17 protein-coding genes are annotated in these 21124 nt (G+C 62.5%); 10 read left to right on the plus strand and 7 right to left on the minus strand.

The window, feature by feature from the left end:
* Positions 1–6: 6 nt before the first annotated feature.
* From SALLO_RS0109375 to pth, 7 genes are all read left to right on the plus strand, one after another.
* Positions 7–1113 carry an efflux RND transporter periplasmic adaptor subunit gene (locus tag SALLO_RS0109375; RefSeq protein ID WP_028567096.1) on the plus strand — a complete coding sequence of 369 codons (1107 nt, stop codon included), beginning with the start codon at positions 7–9 and terminating at the stop codon, positions 1111–1113.
* A gap of 85 nt (positions 1114–1198) precedes the next feature.
* A complete protein-coding gene (locus SALLO_RS0109380) occupies positions 1199–4366 on the plus strand; it encodes an efflux RND transporter permease subunit (RefSeq protein ID WP_022836051.1) in 3168 nt (1055 codons plus the stop codon).
* A gap of 72 nt (positions 4367–4438) precedes the next feature.
* Positions 4439–4786: a P-II family nitrogen regulator gene (locus SALLO_RS0109385; RefSeq protein ID WP_022836052.1), complete on the plus strand. Its 348-nt coding sequence runs from the start codon at positions 4439–4441 to the stop codon at positions 4784–4786.
* A gap of 217 nt (positions 4787–5003) precedes the next feature.
* Positions 5004–5759 (plus strand): response regulator transcription factor, encoded by a 756-nt coding sequence (locus SALLO_RS0109390; RefSeq protein ID WP_040605749.1) that lies wholly within the window; start codon positions 5004–5006, stop codon positions 5757–5759.
* Positions 5756–7273, plus strand: a complete 1518-nt coding sequence (locus SALLO_RS16385; RefSeq protein ID WP_022836054.1) for a sensor histidine kinase — start codon at positions 5756–5758, stop codon at positions 7271–7273. The genes SALLO_RS0109390 and SALLO_RS16385 overlap by 4 nt, the downstream gene beginning before the upstream one ends.
* A gap of 100 nt (positions 7274–7373) precedes the next feature.
* Positions 7374–8738: an NAD-dependent succinate-semialdehyde dehydrogenase gene (locus SALLO_RS0109400; protein ID WP_022836055.1), complete on the plus strand. Its 1365-nt coding sequence runs from the start codon at positions 7374–7376 to the stop codon at positions 8736–8738.
* Positions 8739–8787: 49 nt separating this feature from the next.
* Complete coding sequence (gene pth, locus SALLO_RS0109405) at positions 8788–9357, plus strand: aminoacyl-tRNA hydrolase (RefSeq protein ID WP_022836056.1); 570 nt, start codon at positions 8788–8790, stop codon at positions 9355–9357.
* A gap of 41 nt (positions 9358–9398) precedes the next feature.
* Here the strand turns inward: pth and SALLO_RS18440 are convergent, their stop codons facing one another.
* The 5 genes from SALLO_RS18440 to SALLO_RS0109435 form a co-directional block, all read right to left on the minus strand.
* Entirely contained in the window at positions 9399–10073 is a 675-nt protein-coding gene (locus SALLO_RS18440; RefSeq protein WP_022836057.1) for a hypothetical protein, read from the minus strand.
* A gap of 119 nt (positions 10074–10192) precedes the next feature.
* Positions 10193–11008 (minus strand): hypothetical protein, encoded by an 816-nt coding sequence (locus SALLO_RS0109415; RefSeq protein WP_169577913.1) that lies wholly within the window; start codon positions 11006–11008, stop codon positions 10193–10195.
* 443 nt (positions 11009–11451) lie between these two features.
* Positions 11452–12132: an RluA family pseudouridine synthase gene (locus tag SALLO_RS0109425; protein ID WP_022836060.1), complete on the minus strand. Its 681-nt coding sequence runs from the start codon at positions 12130–12132 to the stop codon at positions 11452–11454.
* Positions 12122–12814, minus strand: a complete 693-nt coding sequence (locus SALLO_RS17815; protein WP_022836061.1) for a class I SAM-dependent methyltransferase — start codon at positions 12812–12814, stop codon at positions 12122–12124. The genes SALLO_RS0109425 and SALLO_RS17815 overlap by 11 nt, the downstream gene beginning before the upstream one ends.
* A 24-nt stretch (positions 12815–12838) precedes the next feature.
* Positions 12839–14044: a M20 metallopeptidase family protein gene (locus SALLO_RS0109435; protein WP_028567098.1), complete on the minus strand. Its 1206-nt coding sequence runs from the start codon at positions 14042–14044 to the stop codon at positions 12839–12841.
* A gap of 238 nt (positions 14045–14282) precedes the next feature.
* On the opposite strand from SALLO_RS0109435, the gene tig reads away from it, so the two are divergent.
* Positions 14283–15680 carry a trigger factor gene (gene tig, locus SALLO_RS16395; RefSeq protein ID WP_022836063.1) on the plus strand — a complete coding sequence of 466 codons (1398 nt, stop codon included), beginning with the start codon at positions 14283–14285 and terminating at the stop codon, positions 15678–15680.
* A 440-nt stretch (positions 15681–16120) separates the two neighbouring features.
* Here the strand turns inward: tig and SALLO_RS0109445 are convergent, their stop codons facing one another.
* Both SALLO_RS0109445 and rpsT read right to left on the minus strand, forming a co-directional pair.
* On the minus strand, positions 16121–17077 hold the full coding sequence (locus SALLO_RS0109445; RefSeq protein ID WP_157621374.1) for a PKD domain-containing protein: 957 nt from the start codon (positions 17075–17077) through the stop codon (positions 16121–16123).
* Positions 17078–17435: 358 nt separating this feature from the next.
* Positions 17436–17690 carry a 30S ribosomal protein S20 gene (gene rpsT, locus SALLO_RS0109450; RefSeq protein WP_022836065.1) on the minus strand — a complete coding sequence of 85 codons (255 nt, stop codon included), beginning with the start codon at positions 17688–17690 and terminating at the stop codon, positions 17436–17438.
* A 485-nt stretch (positions 17691–18175) separates the two neighbouring features.
* Here rpsT and SALLO_RS0109455 point away from each other — a divergent pair, with 485 nt between their 5' ends.
* Positions 18176–19483 carry a BamA/TamA family outer membrane protein gene (locus tag SALLO_RS0109455; protein WP_040605750.1) on the plus strand — a complete coding sequence of 436 codons (1308 nt, stop codon included), beginning with the start codon at positions 18176–18178 and terminating at the stop codon, positions 19481–19483.
* Between the two features lie 36 nt (positions 19484–19519).
* Positions 19520–21124 carry a hypothetical protein gene (locus SALLO_RS16400; protein ID WP_157621376.1) on the plus strand — a complete coding sequence of 535 codons (1605 nt, stop codon included), beginning with the start codon at positions 19520–19522 and terminating at the stop codon, positions 21122–21124.

Raw genomic sequence — 21124 nt, forward strand, 5'->3', positions numbered from 1 at the left:
CACTGTATGTCTTCCGTTCGACTGTTTTCCCTTGTATTTCTCGTTCTCCTGCTTGCGGGTTGCGGAACTTCAGACCAATCGGCTGCGCCCTCTACGGCAGCCGACACCGCTGCCGCACCTGCAAACACCATTACGTTGTCGAGGGCTGAGCTCGACGAAATAGACCCACAAACTGTTAGGGTTGCCCTGAAGCCTGTTATTACTACCCTTGAGTTTCCGGCAAAGGTACGTCCATCGGCAAATCAGGAGGCATATGCCACCGCGCTGGTAAGCGGTCGCGTGGAGCAGCTCCGCGCCTCGGTAGGCACGCGCGTCGAGAAGGGCGAGGTGCTCGCCGAGATCACTGCTCCCGAACTCAGCCAGATGGTCGCGGACCTGCGCGCGGCCCGCGATGCGCTGGACCGCCAGCAGCGCCTCAAGGAACGGGGCCTAGCTGTTGAAAAGAATGTGCGAGCGGCCAAGCGCAACTGGGAAGCCGCCCGGCAACACCTCCGCTCCATTGGGCTATCGGCCGGCCGCATCAAGCAAGTAGCTTCAGGAAAGAAAGACCTGTTCACCTTGCCGTTAGAAGCTCCGATTGCCGGCACCGTACTTAACCGCATGGTCGTGCTCGGCGCTCCGGTGAACGCGGGCAGCAAGCTCTATCACATCGCCAGCCTGCAGCCTATTCGGGTGGTGGCTCGCATCTTCGAACAATCCCTCGACGAGGTACGGGTGGGCCAATCGGTCGCCATCACCACACCGATGACCGATCGCGTTTATGAAGGCACGATCGACCGAATCACGCCGCAGGTGGATGACAAGAGCCGAGCTGCTACTGCCCACGTCGTACTTGACAATTCCGACGGGACGCTTCGTCCGGGCATGTACGCCGCCATGAAGGTCCACCAAACGTCTGCCGTGCAAGCGTCGCTCCCTTCCGACGTGCTACTGACCGATGATTCGGGCGCCTACCTGCTTGTCCGCGAGGGTGCCCGGCAGTTTCGGCGCGTTTACGTAGACGCACAAGCAGAGACGGCAGGCGACGTTGCCGTACCTTCGCTCAAAGTGGGCACTGAGGTTGTAACGAAGGGCGCTTACCAAATTGCAAGCGCCCTCAATCAGCGCGGATAGGCCCTAACGCCTCGGCAGACGATCGTGCCTGTCATGCCTAATGCCCGCTCCTTTACCATCTTCTCTTGAAACGCGCCCTGTATTCATGTTTGACCGTCTCATTGCATCCGTTATTAAAAACCGCGTGCTCGTCCTGCTCCTCACGGCTGTATTGGCCGGGTGGGGCATCTACAGCTGGCAGGAGGTACCTCTTGATGCTTACCCAGAGCTCACCAATAACCAGGTGCAGATTCTCACGCGCGTGCCGGGGATGTCTCCTGTAGAGGTGGAGCAGCTTGTGTCCTACCCTATCGAAACGAGCATGACCAACCTGAAGGGCGTGATAGACAACCGCTCCCTGAGTCAGTTTGGGCTTAGCGTGGTCACGCTCGTCTTTGAGGAAGACATGGATCCCTACTTCGTCCGTCGGCTCGTCTTCCAGCGCCTTTCGCAAGTAAAGAGCAAGCTGCCAGAAAAGGCCGAGGCGAGTTTAGGCCCGCTGTCAACAGCGCTCGGGCAGGTCTACCAGTACACGCTTACAGACAAACCAGGCGATGCGTACTCGTACTCGCCGATGGAACTGCGCACCATCCAGGACTGGATTTTGGCTCCCGAACTGCGCACCGTAAGCGGAGTGGTGGAAGCCAACGCTCTCGGCGGATTCGTCAAGCAGTACCACGTGCGGTTCGACCCGGATCAACTCATTAACTACGATCTCACGCTTGACGACGTCTACGAAGCCCTACGAAAAAGCAATCGAAACGCCGGCGGGAGTTACATCACGCGCAACAGTCAGCAATATGTGGTGCGCGGCGTTGGGCGATTAGGAGCCGGAGACGACAGTATCATTGCGGACATCAAAAACACCGTTGTAACGAGCCGGAACGGCACCCCCATCTTGATCAGTGATGTGGGAGACGTAAAGGTGGGCCACGCGGTGCGCTACGGCGCTGCCACGGCCAACGGCAAAGGCGAAACGGTAACAGGCATCGTCATGATGCGCCGCGGCGCCAACGCCCAACAGGTTGTCCGCAATGTGGAGGCCAAGTTGGAAACGTTGAAGAAGCAGGCGATGCCCCCAGGGGTGGGCCTTGAAGTCTACTACAACCGCAACCAGCTGACGAGCGCTGCCATTTCGACGGTAACATCGAGTCTGCTCATTGGGGGCCTGCTTGTCCTCATTGTTCTCATCGGCTTTTTAGGCGACTGGCGTTCGGCGCTCATTGTGAGCCTCGTACTCCCCATGACGGCGCTTATCACGTTTATCCTCATGAACTACCTGGGGTTTAAGGCCAACCTGATGAGCTTAGGCGGCCTCGCCATTGGCCTCGGGATGTTCGTGGACGGGGCCATTGTGATGGTGGAAAACATCTACCGCCTCCGCGAGCAGAACCCAAACGAGTCGATTGGCCTGATTGTGGTACGCGCCGGGCGCGAGGTTGCCCGCCCCATCGCGTTCTCGGTAGGGGTTGTAATCGCGGTCTTCCTGCCGCTGTTCACCTTGCAAAACATGGAGGGGCGCATGTTTAGGCCTATGGCGTTTACCGTCTCTTTTGCCCTCCTTGCGTCGCTCTTCCTGGCCCTCACCATGGCCCCCGCCTTGAGTTCGTATTTGCTTGCCGCCGTAGGACAATCGTCGGACGGCGACGCACCCGGTGATGATACGCCATCAAAAACCGGACTGTCATATCGGTTTATGCAAGCTTTGCAATCGGTGTATCAACCGGTGCTCGATGTTGCATTGCGCTACCGCAGGATGACACTGGGGGCTGCAATCGTCATAGTGCTCCTGGGGGGATGGCTCTTTACATCGCTGGGGACGGAGTTTGCACCAGACCTTGAGGAAGGATCTGTAGCCATCCAGGTGGCACTCGAGCCGGATGCATCGCTTGAAACATCGACCGAGATCCAGACCAAGGTCGAACGTGCCCTCATGGAGTTTCCAGAGGTGACTACGGTCGTAAGCAAGACCGGCCGCCCCGCCGTGGCGTTCGACCCGATGGGCCAGAACCTGACCGACATGTTCGTGGGCCTTAAGCCTCGCGCAGAGTGGACGTACGACTCCAAAGAAGCCCTCGTGAATGCGATGCGGGACCGGGTACATCAGATTCCTGGGGCTAAATTTGCCTTTACTCAGCCCATTGCTCTCCGTCTTGACGAAATGGTGAGCGGAACCAAAAGCGAGATTGCTCTCAAGATATTCGGGGAAGACCTCAAAGAACTCAAGCGCCTACAATCGGAGGCCACTGCGGTCGTGTCCGACATTGAGGGGGCTGCAGACGTGCTACCCTCGCAAATTGCTGGTTTTGGCTATGTGGAGGTCACCCTCCAACGCGATCTGGCGGCACGGTACGGCCTACAGGTAAGCACCGTTCAAAATGCCATCGACGCCGCAATTGGGGGCGATCAGCTGAGCACAATCAGCGACGGAGACCGCCGCTTTGCGCTAGTTGGCAAATTCAACAAGGCATCGCGTAGCTCCGTTGCATCCATCCGCAACCTGCCATTAACAACCGAGGAAGGGGGCCGCATTCGTCTCCAAGACGTCGCAACGATTCAGCTTACCGAAGCCCCGGCAGAAGTGACCCGAGAACAGGGCAAGCGCAAGGTCACGGTAGGCGTCAACTTGAGTGGGCGTGATGCCGGAAGCTTTGTAGAGGAAGCAAAGAAGGCCTTTCGGCAGAACGTGGATCTGCCCGCCGGCTACACGGTGGACTGGGGCGGTCAGTTCGAAAACCAGCAGCGGTCGCGTAAGCGTCTCATGCTTATCTTGCCGATCACGCTGATCATCGTGTTTGTGCTTCTCTATATGACCTTTAACTCCGTAAGCCAGGCCCTCCTCGTATTCCTGAATATCCCCGTTTCACTGGTCGGCGGTACGCTCCTCCTCTGGGGAATGGGCCTTTACATGAGCGTGCCGGCATCGGTCGGGTTTATCGCCGTGTTAGGCATTGCTGTACAGAACGGTGTGGTGATGGTCAGTTTTATCGATGATCTGCGCGAACGAGGACACTCGCTCACGGAGGCCGTACGAAACGGAGCCAGGCTGCGCCTACGCCCCATTCTAATGACAACGCTTACCTCGTTGCTCGGATTGGCACCGTTGCTGGTGGCTACGGGCATTGGGGCCAACGTTCAGCGTCCGCTGGCGGCGGTTGTGGTTGGAGGCATCTTTACGCTGGTGCCGTCAACCCTTCTGCTTCTCCCCACCCTCTACGGCTGGTTTGAGCCCAAGGCCCGCTCCGAACAGTCCACCGTACAAGTAAAACCATAGATAGGCTGGTCGCCTGCGCAGCGTCGAAACGCGCTCTTAAACTGCTAAACGTATCACCAACATTCTTACGCCATGCAAATGATTGTTGCTTACTTTCGCCCTATTGTACAAGACGAGGTTATGGAGCGACTTCGCCAAATGGGAGTGCCCGGAGCTAGCCTGAGCAAGGTACATGGCTTTGGGCTAGAGGCCGATGCGGCGGGCAAAGAAACCTATGGCCCCCAGGTTTCTCCTTACAAACACACAGTGAAGCTGGAAGTCATTTGCCCGGACGACCGGGAAGCGGAACTCGTCGATACTATCGCCCAAACAGCGCAGACTGGGCAGCGAGGCGACGGAAAGATCTACGTTCTGCCCGTTCAGCGCGCTGTCGACATTCGCTCTTACGAGGCTGGAGGTGCAGCCCACGGGCGGGCCTGACCCGTGTGCCTTCCCTTTCCGTGCTCCTTCCACTGAATACCCCCGCCCGGCGGGTGGCTGCTGCCCCCATCATCGGGTACGGGTTCATACGCAAGATCGTAACACGCTAGGCCATCGGACACCTACACGCAGCTGTTTGGACGAAGCCCGGCTCCTTGAAATAGAACTTCCGTATGTAGGAGGCTTTCGTTTCTTTCGCAATGATTGCTACGTGCTCATGATACACCCAAGCGAACATCACCTACTTCTTGTTGAAGATGAGCCCGACGTGGCTTCTTTTGTCCAACAAGGTCTGTCGGAAGAAGGCTATAAGGTGAACTGGGTGGAAACGGGGCAGCGCGCGCTGGAATACATCCGCCAATCGACCTTCGATCTCGTCTTGCTCGACGTTCGCCTGCCGGACCTTTCGGGGTTGGAAGTGTGCGAGCGCATGCGTCTGCATCGCCCCGCGCTTCCAGTACTCATGCTCACGGCCCTGGATGCGGTCGAAGATCGAGTGCGCGGGCTACGGGCAGGTGCCGACGACTACCTTCCCAAGCCGTTTGCTTTCGACGAACTAGTCGCGCGTATCGAAGCCCTCCTGCGGCGGACGAACCGACCACAGGAATCCGGTATGCTCAAAGACGGCCCGCTCGTGATTGACCCGGCCGCTCGCACCTGCACCTACAAGGGCCAACGCGTGGATGTTACACCAACGGAATTTGATCTGCTCGCCTACCTGATGGCGCGTTCGGGGCGGGCCTTGAGCCGCGATACGATCCACCAAGAGGTGTGGGGGCATGCCTTCGACCGGGGCACCAACTTGATCGACGTGTACGTCAATTACGTGCGCCGAAAGTTAGAGGCGGTCGGCTGCAAGCCGCCTATCGAGACCGTGCGAGGGGTCGGCTATCGGTACGCTCCCTGCGCCGATGAAGCCTCCTCCCAGCAACTGCCTTCCGAATCCTCTCCCCCGGCCCCCAACGACCGATGACCGGTTCCCTCCTTCCGTTTGGTGCCTCTTCGGACGAGTCAACAGGGGAGCGCCCCTCGTTTCAGCGGCGCCTCCTGGTGCAGTTTGGCCCGGCCCTTGTGCTAGCGCTTGGGGTACTAGCCCTGATCGCGTGGACCGGGGCCTACCTGGCCGTGCACCGGAATGCCGTCGAGGCGTTGGAGACGGAGATCGGCGAAATGCGGACTATCATTGGCGTGCACGATACCCTCGACGTGTCTGGGTATGCGTGGAACGAGGCACACCATCGCCTTGCCATTAACCGGGTGGATCCGATTTTTGTACAAGTGTTTTCTACCGATGGCCGCCTCATACGTCAGTCGGCCAATATCGACTCGCTGTCGGGATCATTTCCTCGCCGGCGCCTACCTATTCATCCGGAGAGCTTCTGGCCGTCGATTCATATATTTACGGTGAGTGGCCAGGCGCTCTACTATCGCACGCGTTCGCTTCGGACTGCCTCGGGCACACGGGTGGGCTTTGTACAGATTGCGCGCCACGTGCCGGAGCACCGGTCCCTCCTCTGGACATTTGCGGGAGTGTTGCTTGGGCTCTGGATTGTCCTCTCGCTGGGCCTGCTGGCCCTTGTCAAATGGTCTGCCCGACGCGTCTTAGAACCGCTTCAGTCCATCACCGCAGTTGCACAGTCCGTCACCACAACCGACTTGAACGAGCGCGTGGTGGTCCCTCCCTCAGCCGACCGCGAGACTGCCACCCTCGGACGTGCCTTTAACGCACTCCTCAACCGCATCGGAGACCATGTAGCTGCCTTGCAAGCGTTTACCGCTAACGCGGCCCATGAGCTACAAACCCCGCTTACAGCCTTACAGGGCCACGTTGAGCTGGCGCTGCGCCGCGAACGCGACCCCGAGCGGTACCGCGAGACGCTCCGCCTTCTTGAACGCAAGCTGAGCGTTCTCATCGATACCCTTCGCGCGCTCCTCACGCTTACGCGCCTTGACCGAGACGCCCTTGTGGACATAAGCCCGGTCAACCTCTCAGCCCTCGTTGGCGATGAAATAGAGGCTCTCCAAGACGCGGCAATCGAGAAAGGCCTCTCGCTTACCGTGCAAACTAGTACACCCGTCTGGACGAAAGGACTGCCCAATTTGCTTCATAAGGCAGTCCGAAATATCATTGACAATGCCATCAAGTACACCCCCGGGGGCGATGTGGTGGTGACGGTAGACTACACGACGGACGGGCAGGCGCGCTTCACATGCACAGACACCGGTGTTGGCATGACCGCGGAAGAGTGCAAAGCGGCCACCAGTCGCTTCTACCGTGGCGACGGCGCCGCCCAGGTTGCAGAGGGCAGCGGGCTTGGGCTCTCGTTGGTGCAGCAGATTGTCAACGCGCATGGCGGCACGCTACGCCTTAAGTCTACCCCGGGTAAGGGCACACAAGCTATTATCTTGCTCCCCACCGCGCCCTCTCCCCACCATTCTGATGGATCCGACGAACCGGTGCCCCACACCCATCGGGCCGGTCAATAGCTTAACGAGCGTGTGCGTCGCGGCCTGACGGATCCTGCGCTCCGTGTGACCCGTGAGATCATGTCCATTCGCCCACGCCTCCCAACCCGCTGCTGCCGCCATGGCCTTCACGTCTGTCAACCCTGCGACCGAAGAAGAAATTGCCCGCTACGCGGCCCACACACCCGATGCGGTGGAGCAGGCCCTCGACCGCGCGGTGGCCGCCCACGCCGTGCAGCGCGAACGCTCGTTTGCGGCGCGCGCTAGGCGGATGCGGCGCGTAGCCGATCTGCTAGAGGAGCGCGCCGACACGTACGGCCGCCTCATGACCCGCGAAATGGGCAAGCCGCTCGACCAGGCCACCGGCGAGGTGGAAAAGTGCGCCTGGGTGTGCCGCTACTACGCCGAACACGCCGCCGACTTCCTGTCCGACGAGCCGGTGGCCACCGATGCTACCGAAAGTTTTGTGGCGTACGAACCCCTGGGCCCCCTCCTGGCCATCATGCCGTGGAATTTTCCGTTCTGGCAGCTCTTTCGTTTTGGCGCCCCGGCGCTCATGGCGGGCAACAGCATCGTGCTGAAGCACGCGCCCAACGTGATGGGCTGCGCCGAAGCCATCGAGGCGGTGGTGCGCGACGCGGGCTTCGATGCGCACGAGCTGCAACACCTGCGCGTAGACACCGACACGACGGCCGATATCATCGCCGACGATCGCGTGCGCGGCGTGACCCTCACCGGCAGCGTGGGCGCCGGGCGCGCCGTGGCCCAGCAGGCCGGACAGCACCTCAAGCCCACGGTGCTGGAGCTCGGCGGCTCCGATCCGTTCATTGTATGCGCCGATGCCGACCTCGACCGCGCCCTCGACGTGGCCGTGCAAGCGCGCATGCAAAACAACGGACAAAGCTGCATTGCGGCCAAACGGTTCATTGTGGAAGAACCCGTAGCGGATACCTTCCGCGACCGCTTCGTTGCTGCGGTCGAGGACCTGTCCGTTGGCGACCCAACCGATGCCGTAGACCTCGGCCCGATGGCCCGCGCCGACCTGCGCGACCAGCTGCATGACCAGGTGGAACGCGCCATTGGCGACGGCGCCCTCGCCCTTACCGGCGGCCACCCGCTGCATCGCACCGGCTTTTACTACGCACCCACGGTGCTTGCAGAAGTGGAACCCGGCACCGTCGCCTTCGACGAAGAGCTGTTCGGTCCGGTGGCCGCGTTCACCACCGCCCGCGACCTCGACCACGCCGTGGCGCTCGCCAACGCAACCGACTTTGGACTGGGCGGAGCCGTCTTTACCGAGGACCTTTCGAAAGGGCAATCCGTTGCCCGGCGGCTTGCGTGCGGCTGCGCCTTCGTCAATGCAATGACCAAGAGCGACCCGCGGGTGCCGTTTGGCGGCATTAAGAACAGCGGCTACGGGCGCGAGCTCTCGCATCACGGCATCCACGAATTTGTGAACGCCAAAACCATCTGGGTGACTGCGTAGCCCGGTGCCTGCACGCCGCACGGCTTTTTCTTTCGCCTTTTCCCCTGCTATGGCAAACGACAAACGACTGATTGTGGGCCTCGGCAATCCCGGCCCCGAGTACAAAGACACCCGCCACAACGTGGGCTTTCGCGTCGCGCAGATGCTTCTTCACCGCCTCGATGCCTCGGCGCGCCGCGAGCACCAGGCCCTTGTGGGCTGGGGCGTGCACGAAGGCACCCAGACAGGCGTCGCCCTGCCGCAAACCTACATGAACCGCAGCGGCCACGCGGTGCAGCCGCTCTGTGCCGCTTACGACCTCGACGTGTCGGACCTGCTCGTCATTGTGGATGACCTGCATCTCGATGTGGGACAGCTGCGCCTGCGCCCCGGCGGCAGCAGCGGCGGACACAATGGCCTCGCCGACATTGCTGCGCAGCTTGGCACCACCGACTATCCGCGGTTGCGCATTGGCATCGGCAACGATTACGCCGACGGTGCGCAGGCCGAATACGTGCTGTCACCGTTTACTGCGCAGCAGGCAGACACCATGCAGGAGGTGCTGATTGACGCCGCCAACGCGGCGCTGCTCTTTGTGCGCGACGGCATGGAGGCAGCCATGAACCGCTACAACAGTTAGCGTTGTCTACGATCTCATGTTCTGGGGTTCTCATGCAGTGCTCAGCGCACGCTGCCCCTTGCTTCCAGGGCGTTAACCTTTTTTCGCGCCTGCATGAGCACCTTTCGGAAATCGGCGATTTCCTCACGCTCGTCAAATGAGACGAGGTACTGCAACCTCTGTTTAGGGGCATTGCCCAAAATCATCCGTGCTGTTGGTCCCTTTGGCGTATGGGAAAACGTAAAGCGGAGAGCAGGTGTCCACGTGGTTACTGTTGGACCGTCCGGTTCGATATCTGTGACGGGCGCATGGATCATTTCCGCAAGCACACCGCGCGTCGCCTTTGGCGTCGGTGCCCACTGCTGATGCACATACGTGAGCGTCTGAATGAGCGTATCGAGCGCGGGCCGGTGGAGCGGGACGCCCCGCACGATTACGGCGTCGTTAAACGAATATGTTGCCCCCGCTCCTCGCGACGTGCGTGGCGTGAGCAACACATACGGCGTACCGCCACGGTCGGAAGCAGCAAAAACCACGTAGTTGCGTTGGAGGGCATTTGCATCATCGCTTCCCACCAGGTAGAGCTGCGTCTTAGTGGCGGCTGTCTGGTAGCTAATTTCTGCTGTGGAATGATACGCGACGTGACGTGCGCCCCCGCAGCCCGTTAGGAAAAGCAACGCGCTGCCAACAATGAGGAGTACTTTGCGGGATGCGCGGCGGACAGATGGACAAAACATAGGTAGAAGGCATCGAATACGTGAATCGGAGGTGCCTTCACGATATGAAACGTGCCTGTGCCCGGTGGACATTCGGCGTCCGCCCCATCATGCAATCGCTCCTACCAAACAGGCGTCGCCTACACGTCGTAGTTGAAGTCGGGCCAGTCGCCGGGGGCCCATCCGTCGTCCCGTTCGTCCTCGGCGGTTGTTTCTTCTTTTTGCTTCTTCTGCTGCTGTTTTTCGGAGGCCCGCTGCGCGGCCTTGGTGGCCCGCTCCATGATCGCCGCGTCGGTGGCTGCGGAGCGTCCATCCGCGGAGGATTCGGCCGGGTGATCATCAGAGGCCGCACCAGCTTTCGGGAAGCCCCAAAGCGACCCAAGTTCGTCGTCCGACAAGTCATCGATGGAGCGCTGCGGCCGATCGCGCCCTTGTGGTTCACCGTCTTCGCGGGCCCACGGGGCCGTCCAATCGGGGCCCCGTTCATCCGCTGCTGCAGGGGCGGGATAGCTAGGCGCTTCTGTATCCGCCGCAGTTGGTGGAGGCTCTGTGGTTGCTGTGGACTCCGGCGACGCGTCGTCACCCGCTGCATCGGCGGCCGCGTGTGCATCGTCGGCGTGGGACGCCTCGGCCTCCGGCTTCGTGGCTACCGCGGCCACCGCCAGGAGCACCAGCGCAAAGAGCGAGACGAAGAACTGCAGCATCCAGGCCGCCGCGGTGTCGGGTGCTTGAAACACGGCAATCAGGCTGTACACCATCCATCCGGCCACGCCAGCATTGATGAGGAGCAGTCCGCCCCACAGCACGTAGCGCCCCGTGCTTGGCCTTGCTGCCGCCGGGGTTTTCGGTGCATCGGAGGGCGCTTGCACGGGCTCTGAGACAGCCGCGGCGCGCGCGTCGGGTGCGGGGGCGTCCGCCACATCAGGCGCGTCCCTTTCGAGAAGCGGTGCCCGCATGAGGGGGCGCCATGTCACCAGGCACGCCCCGTATGTAACGAGACTCGCCATGGCGGCATACGCCAACAGGGTGGCGTGCGCCGGTACGAAAAAGAGCGCGATCGTGCAGCCTGCAGGTATGAGGAGCGGCAGAAGGAAACGCATGGCTCCAACGGAATCCAGTTGAGGCGGACAATAAATGCCCAGGCGTGTGTGCTCCAAAGAGGCCACCCTACGGCAACCGTTACGCTACAATGACGCTGCAAACACGCACCGACACGCAATACAAGAGCAGGTTCTACGAGATGGGCAATGCCGGGGACGCCATCATCATCTTATGGATGATAGGTGTATCGTCTCTTGGATGACGTTTTATTCGGCATGCCACGCCCAGAGCACTTGCAGTATAATGAGCAACGCGTGAAGATGCAACAAGAACGCCTAAGCGCTTACGCTACGTAGGGTTACGAGAACCAGGCCAGCCGCGCGAGGGCCGCTTGGTGGTCGGGGCGCAGGGCGGCTTCCCAGCGATTGGGCACCGGCGCGGTGAAGCTGCAGAGCCGCTCGGTCGTCGGATGCTCCACGCGCAACAGGGCATGATGCAGGGCGATGGTGCGTCCGCCAAAGGGGCGTGTGGCGCCGTAGCGCCCATCGCCCAGCACGGGGTATCCGCGCGTTGCAAACTGTAAACGGATCTGATGCGGCCGCCCGGTGTGCAGCGTCACCTGCACCAGCGTTACCCCGTGCGCGGCCGCCAGGGCCACCCACGACAGCTCGGCGGCTTTGCCCTCCGGATGGTCGGGCGCTACGAGCTGCGGCTGCTGGTCTATTTTGGCAATGACGTCGGCGTAGCGCCCAATGCCTGTGAGGGTGCCTTCCACCAGCACCAGGTAGCGCTTTTCGGACGTGCGCTCACGAAACTGCCGGGTTAACTGGCGGGCCGCGGGACGCGTGCGTGCTAGCACCATCACGCCCGATGCGGGCCGGTCGAGCCGGTGGACGAGCCCGAGGTACGACGCATCGAGCGCACGCTTGCCCCAGGTGAGCACGTCGAGGTCGCCGGTGCGGTCGGCCTGCGAGAGCATGCCCGGCGGCTTGTTAATCACGAGCAGCGCGTCGTCGGTATGGAGGCGTTCAGGAGTCATGGCGCCGGAAGTGAGCCGTGAGGATGCCGTAGCGTTCGGACAGGTCGTCGTGGTCGAACGGCCGCCCGCGCCGCACGCTGCTGTAAATCTTCCATCCGTCCTTTTCGAGGTGTTGCACGCGCACCGGATCGAACCACGGGCGAAACCGCTCCACAACGCGCCACCCAAAGGCTTGCGGCTCGGTAGGCGTTGGGCGATGCCCGACATCGGTGATGAGCAGCAGATGGCCGCCCAGCGCCGTTACACGGCCCATCTCGGCGATGGTGGCAGCCAGGTCGTCAACATGATCGAGCGCGTTGAAGCAGCTGACCACGTCGAACGAGGCATCGGCAAACGGCAGCGCCTCGGCATAGCCCTGCACGTACCGCATGGCGTGCTGCGTGGTGCCCAGCGTGCGGTATGTGTCGGCGAGCGGGTCGACCCCGACGCGCGCGGCGGCCTGCGGCGCCCACTCAAGGCTTCCCAGCGGCCCGCAGCCCACATCCAACAGGCGTTTGCCTTCATAAAACGCGGGCGTCAGCCCAAAATGCGTGGTAAAAAGCGGCGCAAAGTGGTCGTTGCGAAAGTGCGACGGCCGCAGCCAGCGCAGCCCCCACCAAAACATCCCCTCGTACCACTCCTTGCCGGCGCGGGGCAGCCAGCGCGCGAGGCGTTCTTGCCAAGAAAGCAACCAGCGAGACATACGCGGGTGGTGGTCAGGGGTGCGTTAGGACGAATGTTCGTTGCCGTAGCGCCAGGCCAGGTAGGCCATGAAGCCCGCCCCCACGCGCAGCGCCTCTTCGTCGACGGTAAACTGGGGCGTATGCAAGCCGTGCGTACTTTGGGCCTCCTCGTTGCCCGTGCCCAGGCGATAAAAGGTGCCTGGACGCTCCTGCAGGAAATAGGCAAAGTCCTCGCCCGCGTACCACCGGTCGAGGTCAACCGTCTGCCCGGCACCCACATAGTCTTCAGCCGCCTGCTTTACCAGCGCCGACGTCTCGGGATCGTTGTGCAGCGACGGATAGCCCACCCGCACCTCCACATCGGCGGTAGCGCCGTGGGCCTCGGCGGTGTGCGTCACCACGCGGCGGATCAGGTCGTGCGCCCGAAAGCGCCAGTCTTCGTCCATCGTGCGGAAGGTACCTTCCAGCCGCGCGTGCTCCGGAATCACGTTGGTGGCCCCCTCCGCCATCAGCTTGCCCACCGACAGGATGGTGGGCGTGCCGGGCGGACTGTGCCGGCTGGCAATGCTCTGCAGTGCCGTTACCACCTGGGCCGCCACGTACGTGGCATCGGCCGACAGCGTGTGCGGCGCTGCTGCGTGGCCGCCCGCGCCGTGGATGGTGATGTGTAGCTCATCGGCCGACGCCATGTAGGCGCCGCTGCGCACGCCAATCGCGCCGGTGGGCAGATCGGGCGCTACGTGCTGCCCAAACACGGTGTCAACGGCCGATCCCATGCCGCGGCCCTCCAGCACGCCCTGCTCAATCATGAACTTCGCCCCGCCGGGGATGCGCTCTTCGCTGGGCTGAAAGCAAAACCGAATCCGCCCGTGGATGTGCTCCTTGAGCTCCGACAAGACGATGGCCGTGCCCAGCAGCGAGGCGGTGTGGGCGTCGTGACCGCAGGCATGCATCACGCCCGCCGTCTCCGAGGCAAAGGGCAAGCCGGTCGCTTCGGAAATGGGCAGCGCGTCCATGTCGGCCCGCAGCAACAGCGTCGGGCCCGGCTTCAGGCCATCCAGCGAGGCTACGACGCCAGTTTCATAGATCCCCGTTTGCACGTACAGCCCCAACGGGCGCAGTGTCTCGGCGACCAAGGCGGCCGTCTGCGTTTCTTCCAGCGCCAGCTCGGGGTTGCGGTGGATCTGGCGGCGGAGCGCCACGATGGTCTCAAAGGCATCGCGCGCCCGGTTACGAATACGATCAAGCACAGGCCAGCGGATTGAGTGGAGAGGAAAAACGCACAGGCGGTAACGAATGAACCATCGGTTAAGGTCGGCCGGACCGAAAAACATCAATGAAAATAGCGTGAGCGGTGGATGTTTTCACCCGCCCTTGGTGCAGTCTATGGCGCATCGCAGGCAACGCGTGATCTTTTGAGACGCTCGCGCATTCATCGTTTATGCCTTACGGCGCCAATAAGACTGTGATGACACAACTGCCCTCCATATGGAAACGACGCTGAATCAAGTCAGCCCCGTAGAATACGAACTGACGGTACGGGCCACGGCCGACGACCTGTCCGACCAACTCAACGACGCGCTGCGCAAGCAACGCAAGCAAATGGACCTGCCCGGCTTTCGCCAGGGCAAAGTCCCCATGCAGATTGTAAAGAAGAAATACGGCGAATCCATTGGTTTCGAGGTCGCGCAGCGGTTTGTAAGCCAGACGTTTGCGTCGACCATGGAGGAGGAGCACGAGGATATTGAGCCGCTGGGGCGCCCCGAGATTATGTCGCTCGATTACGACTTTGAGGGCGACCTGGAAGCGACCGTGCGCTTTGGCGTTGAGCCCGACATTGAGCTGGCCGATCTTTCGCAGGTCACCATCCCGATGCTCGACCATACGGTGAGCGATGCGGATGTGCAGGACGAGATCGACCAGATCTTGCGCGATCAGGCCGACCTCGTGCCGGCCGAAGATGCCGAGATCGGTCCTGAGGACTACGTGGATGTTGACCTTCAGCGGGTCGATCCGTCGACCAACACGCCCATCATCGGCGAGAAGGAAGAGGGGCTCACGTTCTTTTTGGACGACGACTGGTTGATGGACGCGCTGCGCGATGAGCTTTTGGGGCATCAGGCCGGCGACACGGTGCGCGTGGAGCTCCCCAGCGATGAAGGCGAGCAGCACGTGTACGACGTCACCATCAACGATGTGAAGCGCCGCGAGCTACCGCCCTTCGATGAAGCCGTGGTGCGCGAAGTTACCGACGGCGACCTCGAAGACCCCGAGGAACTGCGCGAAGAAATCCACGACCGGCTGCAAAACGCATATACGCAGCGAAGCCGCGAGCTTGTGGAGCAGGAGATCGTGGAGCAGATGCTGGACCGCCACCAGGTGCCGGTTCCCAACTCGCTCATAGAATCGGTGCTCGACTCCTTTGTCGACCAGGTGCGTCAGCAAAACGACGGCGACCTGCCCGACGACTTCGACGAGACGCACTTCCGCCAGCAAAACCGCAGCGATGCCGAGCAGCAGGGGCGCTGGATGCTCCTCCGCAACCACGTCATTGCTACGTCCGACCTCGAAGTCACCGATGACGACATCGACGCGTTCTTGATTGAACAGGCCGGGGGCGATGCGTCGTCGGTCGAGCAGATGCGCCGCGTGTACAGCCAGATGCCGCGCATGATGGAGCGCGTGCAATCGCAGGTGATGAGCCGCAAGGTGTACGACCACCTGCTGGAACAGATGGACGTAGATGAGATGGATCTGGAGGCTTTCCAGGAAGCGATGGAGGATCGCCACGCGCATCACGACCACGCCGGTCACGATCACGATCATGACCATGCGCACGACGCTGCGCCCACGAACGCGCCCAACATCGTACAGGCCTCTTCTTAATCCGAACGATTGGCACACACGCCGATCAAGTGCAGGTCTTTAAACGCCCCGACGGGCTAATCCCCGTCGGGGCGTTTTAATGTCTGCGTTCGCCTGGGCGGCCCGCGCACACGCCCATCGCCCCCGCCGGTTTGCGGCGACAGCGCGTACGTGCACCCGTGGGGAAAGCCATTGCGCCGGACTCGGTACAATCCTGTGCGGGAAGTTCAAACGACGCCTCGCCGCCATCGACAGGCGCGCATCTCCAGCGCTGTAGCGCCGCGGTTCGTACTGCCGTACGCCCCAGGCCCTGCTTCATCGGTAGCTGAGGCGACCCGAAAGCGCAATCCTGCGCCTGGACTTGAGCCGTCCGCCGCAGCCCTGGGCTGGCTGTACCCAACAAAAAAACGAGGCGACCCGAAGGCCGCCCCGTCGTGCAAAACCGCTATGTCTTCAGGTGCTTACTGACGCACCGGGATCGAGTCGGCACGGCGGAACTGACGCGTGCCGCCCTTCTTGCTGGTTTGGCCTTCCACTTCGCCTTGGCCTTCGGCCATGACGCGGGCGCCGGGGACGCCATTCTCCGTGTAGAACTGAGCCACCGCGCGGGCACGGTCAGCCGACAGCTCTTGCGGGCTACGCTCGCCGGGTGCCGCGAAGCCTTCCACACGGGCGCTCAGGTTCGAGCACTGGTTCAGCACATCGAGGTTCTCCTGCAGGGCGCTCTGGGCTTCATCGGTGAGCGTGCTGGAGTTGTAGCTGAAGAACACCGGATTGAACTCGGTGATGCTCGTGCAGATGGGCGGCAGCGCCGGCTCAACCGTAACGCTGAGCGTGCGCGAGTCCGAGCCGGCGTTGTTCGACGCCTGCAGCTCGACGGTATACTCGCCCGGGTCGCTGTAGGTGTGCGTCACGCTAGCGCCCGATCCTGTGGCGCCATCGCCGAACGACCAGTTGTACGTGAGGGGCGTGTCGCCGCGCACGTTGCTCGTGAAGCGCACCGACTCGCCCTCATCCACGGGGTTCGGCTGGGCGTTGATGCTTGCGATGCTCGCGGGCTGCGGGGGGCGCTCCACCATCACCGTCAGCGTATCGGTGTCGCTACCGGCCTCGTTGCTCGCGGTAAACGTAACCTGGTACTGTCCTGCGCGCTGGAATGTATGGGTCGTCAGCAGCCCAGAGCCCGTCTCACCATCCCCAAAGTTCCACTGGTAGGTAAGCGGCTTGTCGGCCTCGGCATTGATGCTGGCCTCGAAAGTGCCCGACTCGCCCGTCTGCAGCTGATCAGGGCCGGACATGGAGTCTACCGTGGGGGCTGTTTTACCACAACCAGAAAGGAAAAGGCCACCCACCACAAGCAGCAGCGGGAGCCAGAGCGTAAACCGTTTGGATGTTCGCATAGAAGTTTGTGTATCCATGATGATTGTGTTGCGCTGCGTCGAGATCGTGTAAACCGATGTCGCAAACCAGAAACCGGTGCGGCGTTTAAGCTTGGCGTGTCACCAGTGTCCGTTAAGAAACGGAATCTATCATCAACACGCAAGCCCCAACAGGTGAGGATTCACCGGAGACGTCCACTTCGATAGCTTGTACCGCGTATGCCGTTGCAACCAGCCTCCCATCTGGCGCATCAGCGATTACGTACATTCCGGTGCAAGGACCATACAGACCGAATAATGCAAAGCACAGCGGGCAATCGCAAAATAATCTACGCGCGCACTGTAAAAAATGTGTATGTGCTACGCGCGTCGCCCACAAGCCCCGGCGCACAACTTCTTACGCCAACGACTGCACGTGCTTTTCAAGCTTGCTCTTGTAGTTCGCTGCCTTATTTTTGTGGATGATCCCTTTGCTTGCCAACCGGTCAAGGCCGCTCTTTACTTCCGGGAGAAGCGCCTTGGCTGCCTCGTAGTCCTCCGTAGCCCGCAACTTCTTCATCTTGGTCCGGACGGCGCTCTTTTGCGACTTGTTGCGCTGGCGCCGCTTCTCATTCTGGCGCATGCGCTTGATGGCTGATTGATGCTGTGGCATACCGCTCGCTCTTCTGTGGTCAAAAAAGATGATCGAAGCAATACCCGCTACGCACGGCTTTGTGCGCACGCTGTGCTACGACTATTGCAGACTGAACCAACGCAGCCTGCGAACACAATAGTTCCGCACACTTGAAAAATTAAGATTGCAAACCTGTTTTAATTCGTGCCTCCGGGCTGCGCGCGGCCCTGATGGGCTACACATCGCCCCCGGCCTTGGCTTGTAGCTTCACTGCGAACCGCGCCCGTCGTCCGATGTTCGCGTCATCGTTGCTCGCGCGCGCCGTCTGATGCAACATCAAGACAGGTTCTATTCCCGCTTGCACCTGACATGGCCACAGGGGTTTGCCTACCAGCGGTCGTTGCCTGTGTGTTCGTGCGTCCCGCGTCCGCGCCTCGCGCAGGCCGCGCACTGTTCGGTTCACGAATCGCCGCCCGCACGTTCCCGTTAGGCCACTGGTTTTTCCAACGCCTGCCCCCGTACCCATGCGAATCCTTGGCTTTGCGGTTGTCCTGATGCTGTGGAGCGCCGGTGCGCCTCGTGCCACGGCGCAGTCGTGGTGGCTGCGCGCCGACAGCGGCCGGGCCGATTCAACCCGCGCGGCCCACTGGCGTGCCCAGCGCCTTGCCAAGGCCGGCATCATGCAGCCTCCGAGCGATACGTGGGTCGAAGACGCAGCCCAGTTCGTAGCGCGCAACCGCAGCTTCATCACCCCCGACCAGCTCGTCATCGACATTGCGGCCCTCGACCTCTACGGCATAAAGCCGGTGTTTGGCGGCTTGGGCAGCGGTGCAGGGTTCACCGGCGGCCTGTGGTATGCCCCACCCCTTGCCCTGGGCAGCGGCCGCTATGCCAACGTGCAGGCGCTGGCCAGCCTCCGCGGGTACTACGGCGCCGAAGCTGTCCTCGGCGAAGAGCGCCCGCCGTACATCCGCTACGCGTTTGCGCGCTACCGCCACCAACCCGGCGAGCTGGTGTACCCGATGGAAACGCGCGTGGATGAGCCGGCCGCCTTTCGCCTGAACGAAGGCCTGATGGGCGGCCTCATTGGGCGCTACCTGACGCCCCGGCTGCTGAGCGGGCTGCATGCCTCGTACCAAACGTACCGCTACGGCCCCGGGCGCCGCGACGGGTACGCTCAGCTTGACACGGCCTTTACGACCCCCCTGCCCGGACAGCAAGCCGACGTCGACTATGCCACAGCCGGGGGGTTTGTGGCCTACGACGGCCGCAACATCCCCGAAGTGTGGACCTACGGCCGCGCGTTTGCGCCTACGGGCGACCGCCTGCGCGGCCTCTCGCTAAGCGCCACCGACGGCCTCTTTGCTGCTGCCACTGCCTCCTACCATCAGGATGTGCAGGGGCAGTTTAGCTTTGCACGCGCCACGGCAGACGTGCAGTGGTACGTCCCTGTTCGGCGGGGCACCGCGCATGCCTTTGTGCTGCGGCACTATGCCGAGCTCACCCACGGGCGCGTTCCGTTCTACCTGATGCCCGTGCTGGGCGGCGCGCGCTCCGTGCGCGGCTTTGGGGGCGCACGCTTCCGCGACCAAAATGTGATGCTCATCAACGCCGAATTTCGGTGCCAGGTATGGCACTGGCTCGACATGGCCGTATTTGCCGACGTCGGCCATACGTTTAACCGCTTTCGCCGTATCGCGCCTTTGGAGGCCCACGTGGGCTACGGCATCGGCTTTCGTGTGCGATCGAACCAGCGAGTGCTTGCCCGCTTTGAAGTAGCCGGCAGTGCAAGCGGTGTTACCACGTATCTGGCCTTCGGATCGTTGCTGTAGCCGTCTCGGAGCCTTCGTTTTTGCGTGATGCATGTTATGGGTACTCGGTCGGTTGCGTGGTGGTGGAGGGCTGCGTTGCGCGTCGTGGCTGCGGGCCTTCTGCTTGCCGGAAGCAGCGCCGCGCAGGCCCAGGTCTTTCTTCCGGATGACCCGCTCTGGACCGACCCTGACCGGCTGGACATGCCCCTCCCGACGCCCACTACGCCCTCGGCCGCCTACGACTTTGTCGTCAACACCTTTCGTGATCCGGGCGACTACGAAGGGCCGGCGCGCAACATCAACACGGTGGGTGCGGTGCCCACGTCGTCGTGGTTCGTGAACGCCCGGCACCGCCCGCGGCCACGCGCTGCGGTACGCATGGGGCCGCGCAGCGGACGTCCGCCCGGCCGTCCGCCCTGGACGGTGCTCGATGCCAACAGCACCGGCGCGGCGCTTTGGCTGGACGTGCGCGACGTGAGCGGGCGCCGCTACCGACTGTGGCTCGACCCGCGCGGCCATCCGGAGCTTGTAACAGGGGCGGCCATGGTGGCGCAGCGCCTGTACCACGCCTTGGGCTACCGGGTACCCACGCACTTCCTTGTTGCGCTCCGCGCCGCCGACCTGGAGGCCGATGCCCCGACGAACGAGGTCAACCGTGTGCTTAGCGCTGCGCAGCGCAACGACGATGGCACGTACCGCGCGGTGGCCGCCCACCTGCCGCATGCGGAACGCCGCATTGGGCCGTTTCGCTTTTTTGGCACGCGCCCCTACGATGGCAACGACGTCTTCCCGCACGAAGCGCGCCGCGAGCTGCGCGGCCTGCGGGTCGTGGCGGCGTGGCTGCACCATGCCGGCCTGCAAGGCGCTGCCACCCGCGATGTCGTCACGGTGCGCGACCAACGACAGTTTGTGCTGCACTACCTGTACGACTTCACGTCGGCGCTGGGGAGCAGCGGGCAGGGGCCCAAGCCGGCATGGGTGGGCCACGAGTATCTGCTGGAAGTTGGACCGGTGCTGCGCCGCGCCGCCACGCTAGGACTCGCGGCAACCCCCTGGACGCGCGAGCCGTTGTCGCCGCATCCGGCCGTGGGGCGGTTCTCGTCTTCCTTTTTTGACCCGCGCGCCTGGAAACCACGCGTCCCGAACCCGGCGTTTTTGCGGTGCGATTCTGCCGATGCTTTTTGGGCGGCGGCCCGCATTCGTGCCCTCTCGCAAGAAGCGATTGAAGGCGCGGTGGCTGCTGCGCACTATAGCAACCCGGTAGCCGCCAACGCCATCACCCGCACCCTACTGGCGCGGCGCAACCGCATTGGGGCCACGCACCTGCGATTCGCCGGCGGCCTCGACCGGTTCGTTGTGCGGCGCGACACGCTCCACTTTGCGGACCTGCCGGCGCGCTACGGGCTACGCCCCGACGCCCTCCGCCGCCTCTACAACTGGCATGTGTTCAACAACGCGAGCGGCCAGCGCGGCGAGCGGCTGGGCGGGGGCACCGTGCACGACACCTCCGTAGCCCTACCGCCCGACGCCCGCGCCCCCTTCCTGCAGGTCACGCTGCGCACCCCGGGCCACGGCCACACGTACGTGTACCTGCGCCGCCGCGCCTCGGGCGCCTATGCCGTCGTGGGCGTGCGGCGCCGCGACGCCGCGGAGGGAACATAG

The organism is Salisaeta longa DSM 21114, assembly GCF_000419585.1.
Taxonomy (GTDB): Bacteria; Bacteroidota; Rhodothermia; order Rhodothermales; family Salinibacteraceae; genus Salisaeta; species Salisaeta longa.

Bases quoted from the DNA above. Each gene is read 5' to 3' on its own strand.
- SALLO_RS0109375 (WP_028567096.1), top strand. From the start codon at position 7: ATGTCTTCCGTTCGACTGTTTTCCCTTGTATTTCTCGTTCTCCTGCTT.
- SALLO_RS0109380 (WP_022836051.1), top strand. From the start codon at position 1,199: ATGTTTGACCGTCTCATTGCATCCGTTATTAAAAACCGCGTGCTCGTC.
- SALLO_RS0109385 (WP_022836052.1), top strand. From the start codon at position 4,439: ATGCAAATGATTGTTGCTTACTTTCGCCCTATTGTACAAGACGAGGTT.
- SALLO_RS0109390 (WP_040605749.1), top strand. From the start codon at position 5,004: ATGATACACCCAAGCGAACATCACCTACTTCTTGTTGAAGATGAGCCC.
- SALLO_RS16385 (WP_022836054.1), top strand. From the start codon at position 5,756: ATGACCGGTTCCCTCCTTCCGTTTGGTGCCTCTTCGGACGAGTCAACA.
- SALLO_RS0109400 (WP_022836055.1), top strand. From the start codon at position 7,374: ATGGCCTTCACGTCTGTCAACCCTGCGACCGAAGAAGAAATTGCCCGC.
- pth (WP_022836056.1), top strand. From the start codon at position 8,788: ATGGCAAACGACAAACGACTGATTGTGGGCCTCGGCAATCCCGGCCCC.
- SALLO_RS18440 (WP_022836057.1), bottom strand. From the start codon at position 10,073: ATGTTTTGTCCATCTGTCCGCCGCGCATCCCGCAAAGTACTCCTCATT.
- SALLO_RS0109415 (WP_169577913.1), bottom strand. From the start codon at position 11,008: ATGCGGGCACCGCTTCTCGAAAGGGACGCGCCTGATGTGGCGGACGCC.
- SALLO_RS0109425 (WP_022836060.1), bottom strand. From the start codon at position 12,132: ATGACTCCTGAACGCCTCCATACCGACGACGCGCTGCTCGTGATTAAC.
- SALLO_RS17815 (WP_022836061.1), bottom strand. From the start codon at position 12,814: ATGTCTCGCTGGTTGCTTTCTTGGCAAGAACGCCTCGCGCGCTGGCTG.
- tig (WP_022836063.1), top strand. From the start codon at position 14,283: ATGGAAACGACGCTGAATCAAGTCAGCCCCGTAGAATACGAACTGACG.
- SALLO_RS0109445 (WP_157621374.1), bottom strand. From the start codon at position 17,077: ATGGATACACAAACTTCTATGCGAACATCCAAACGGTTTACGCTCTGG.
- rpsT (WP_022836065.1), bottom strand. From the start codon at position 17,690: ATGCCACAGCATCAATCAGCCATCAAGCGCATGCGCCAGAATGAGAAG.
- SALLO_RS0109455 (WP_040605750.1), top strand. From the start codon at position 18,176: ATGCGAATCCTTGGCTTTGCGGTTGTCCTGATGCTGTGGAGCGCCGGT.
- SALLO_RS16400 (WP_157621376.1), top strand. From the start codon at position 19,520: ATGGGTACTCGGTCGGTTGCGTGGTGGTGGAGGGCTGCGTTGCGCGTC.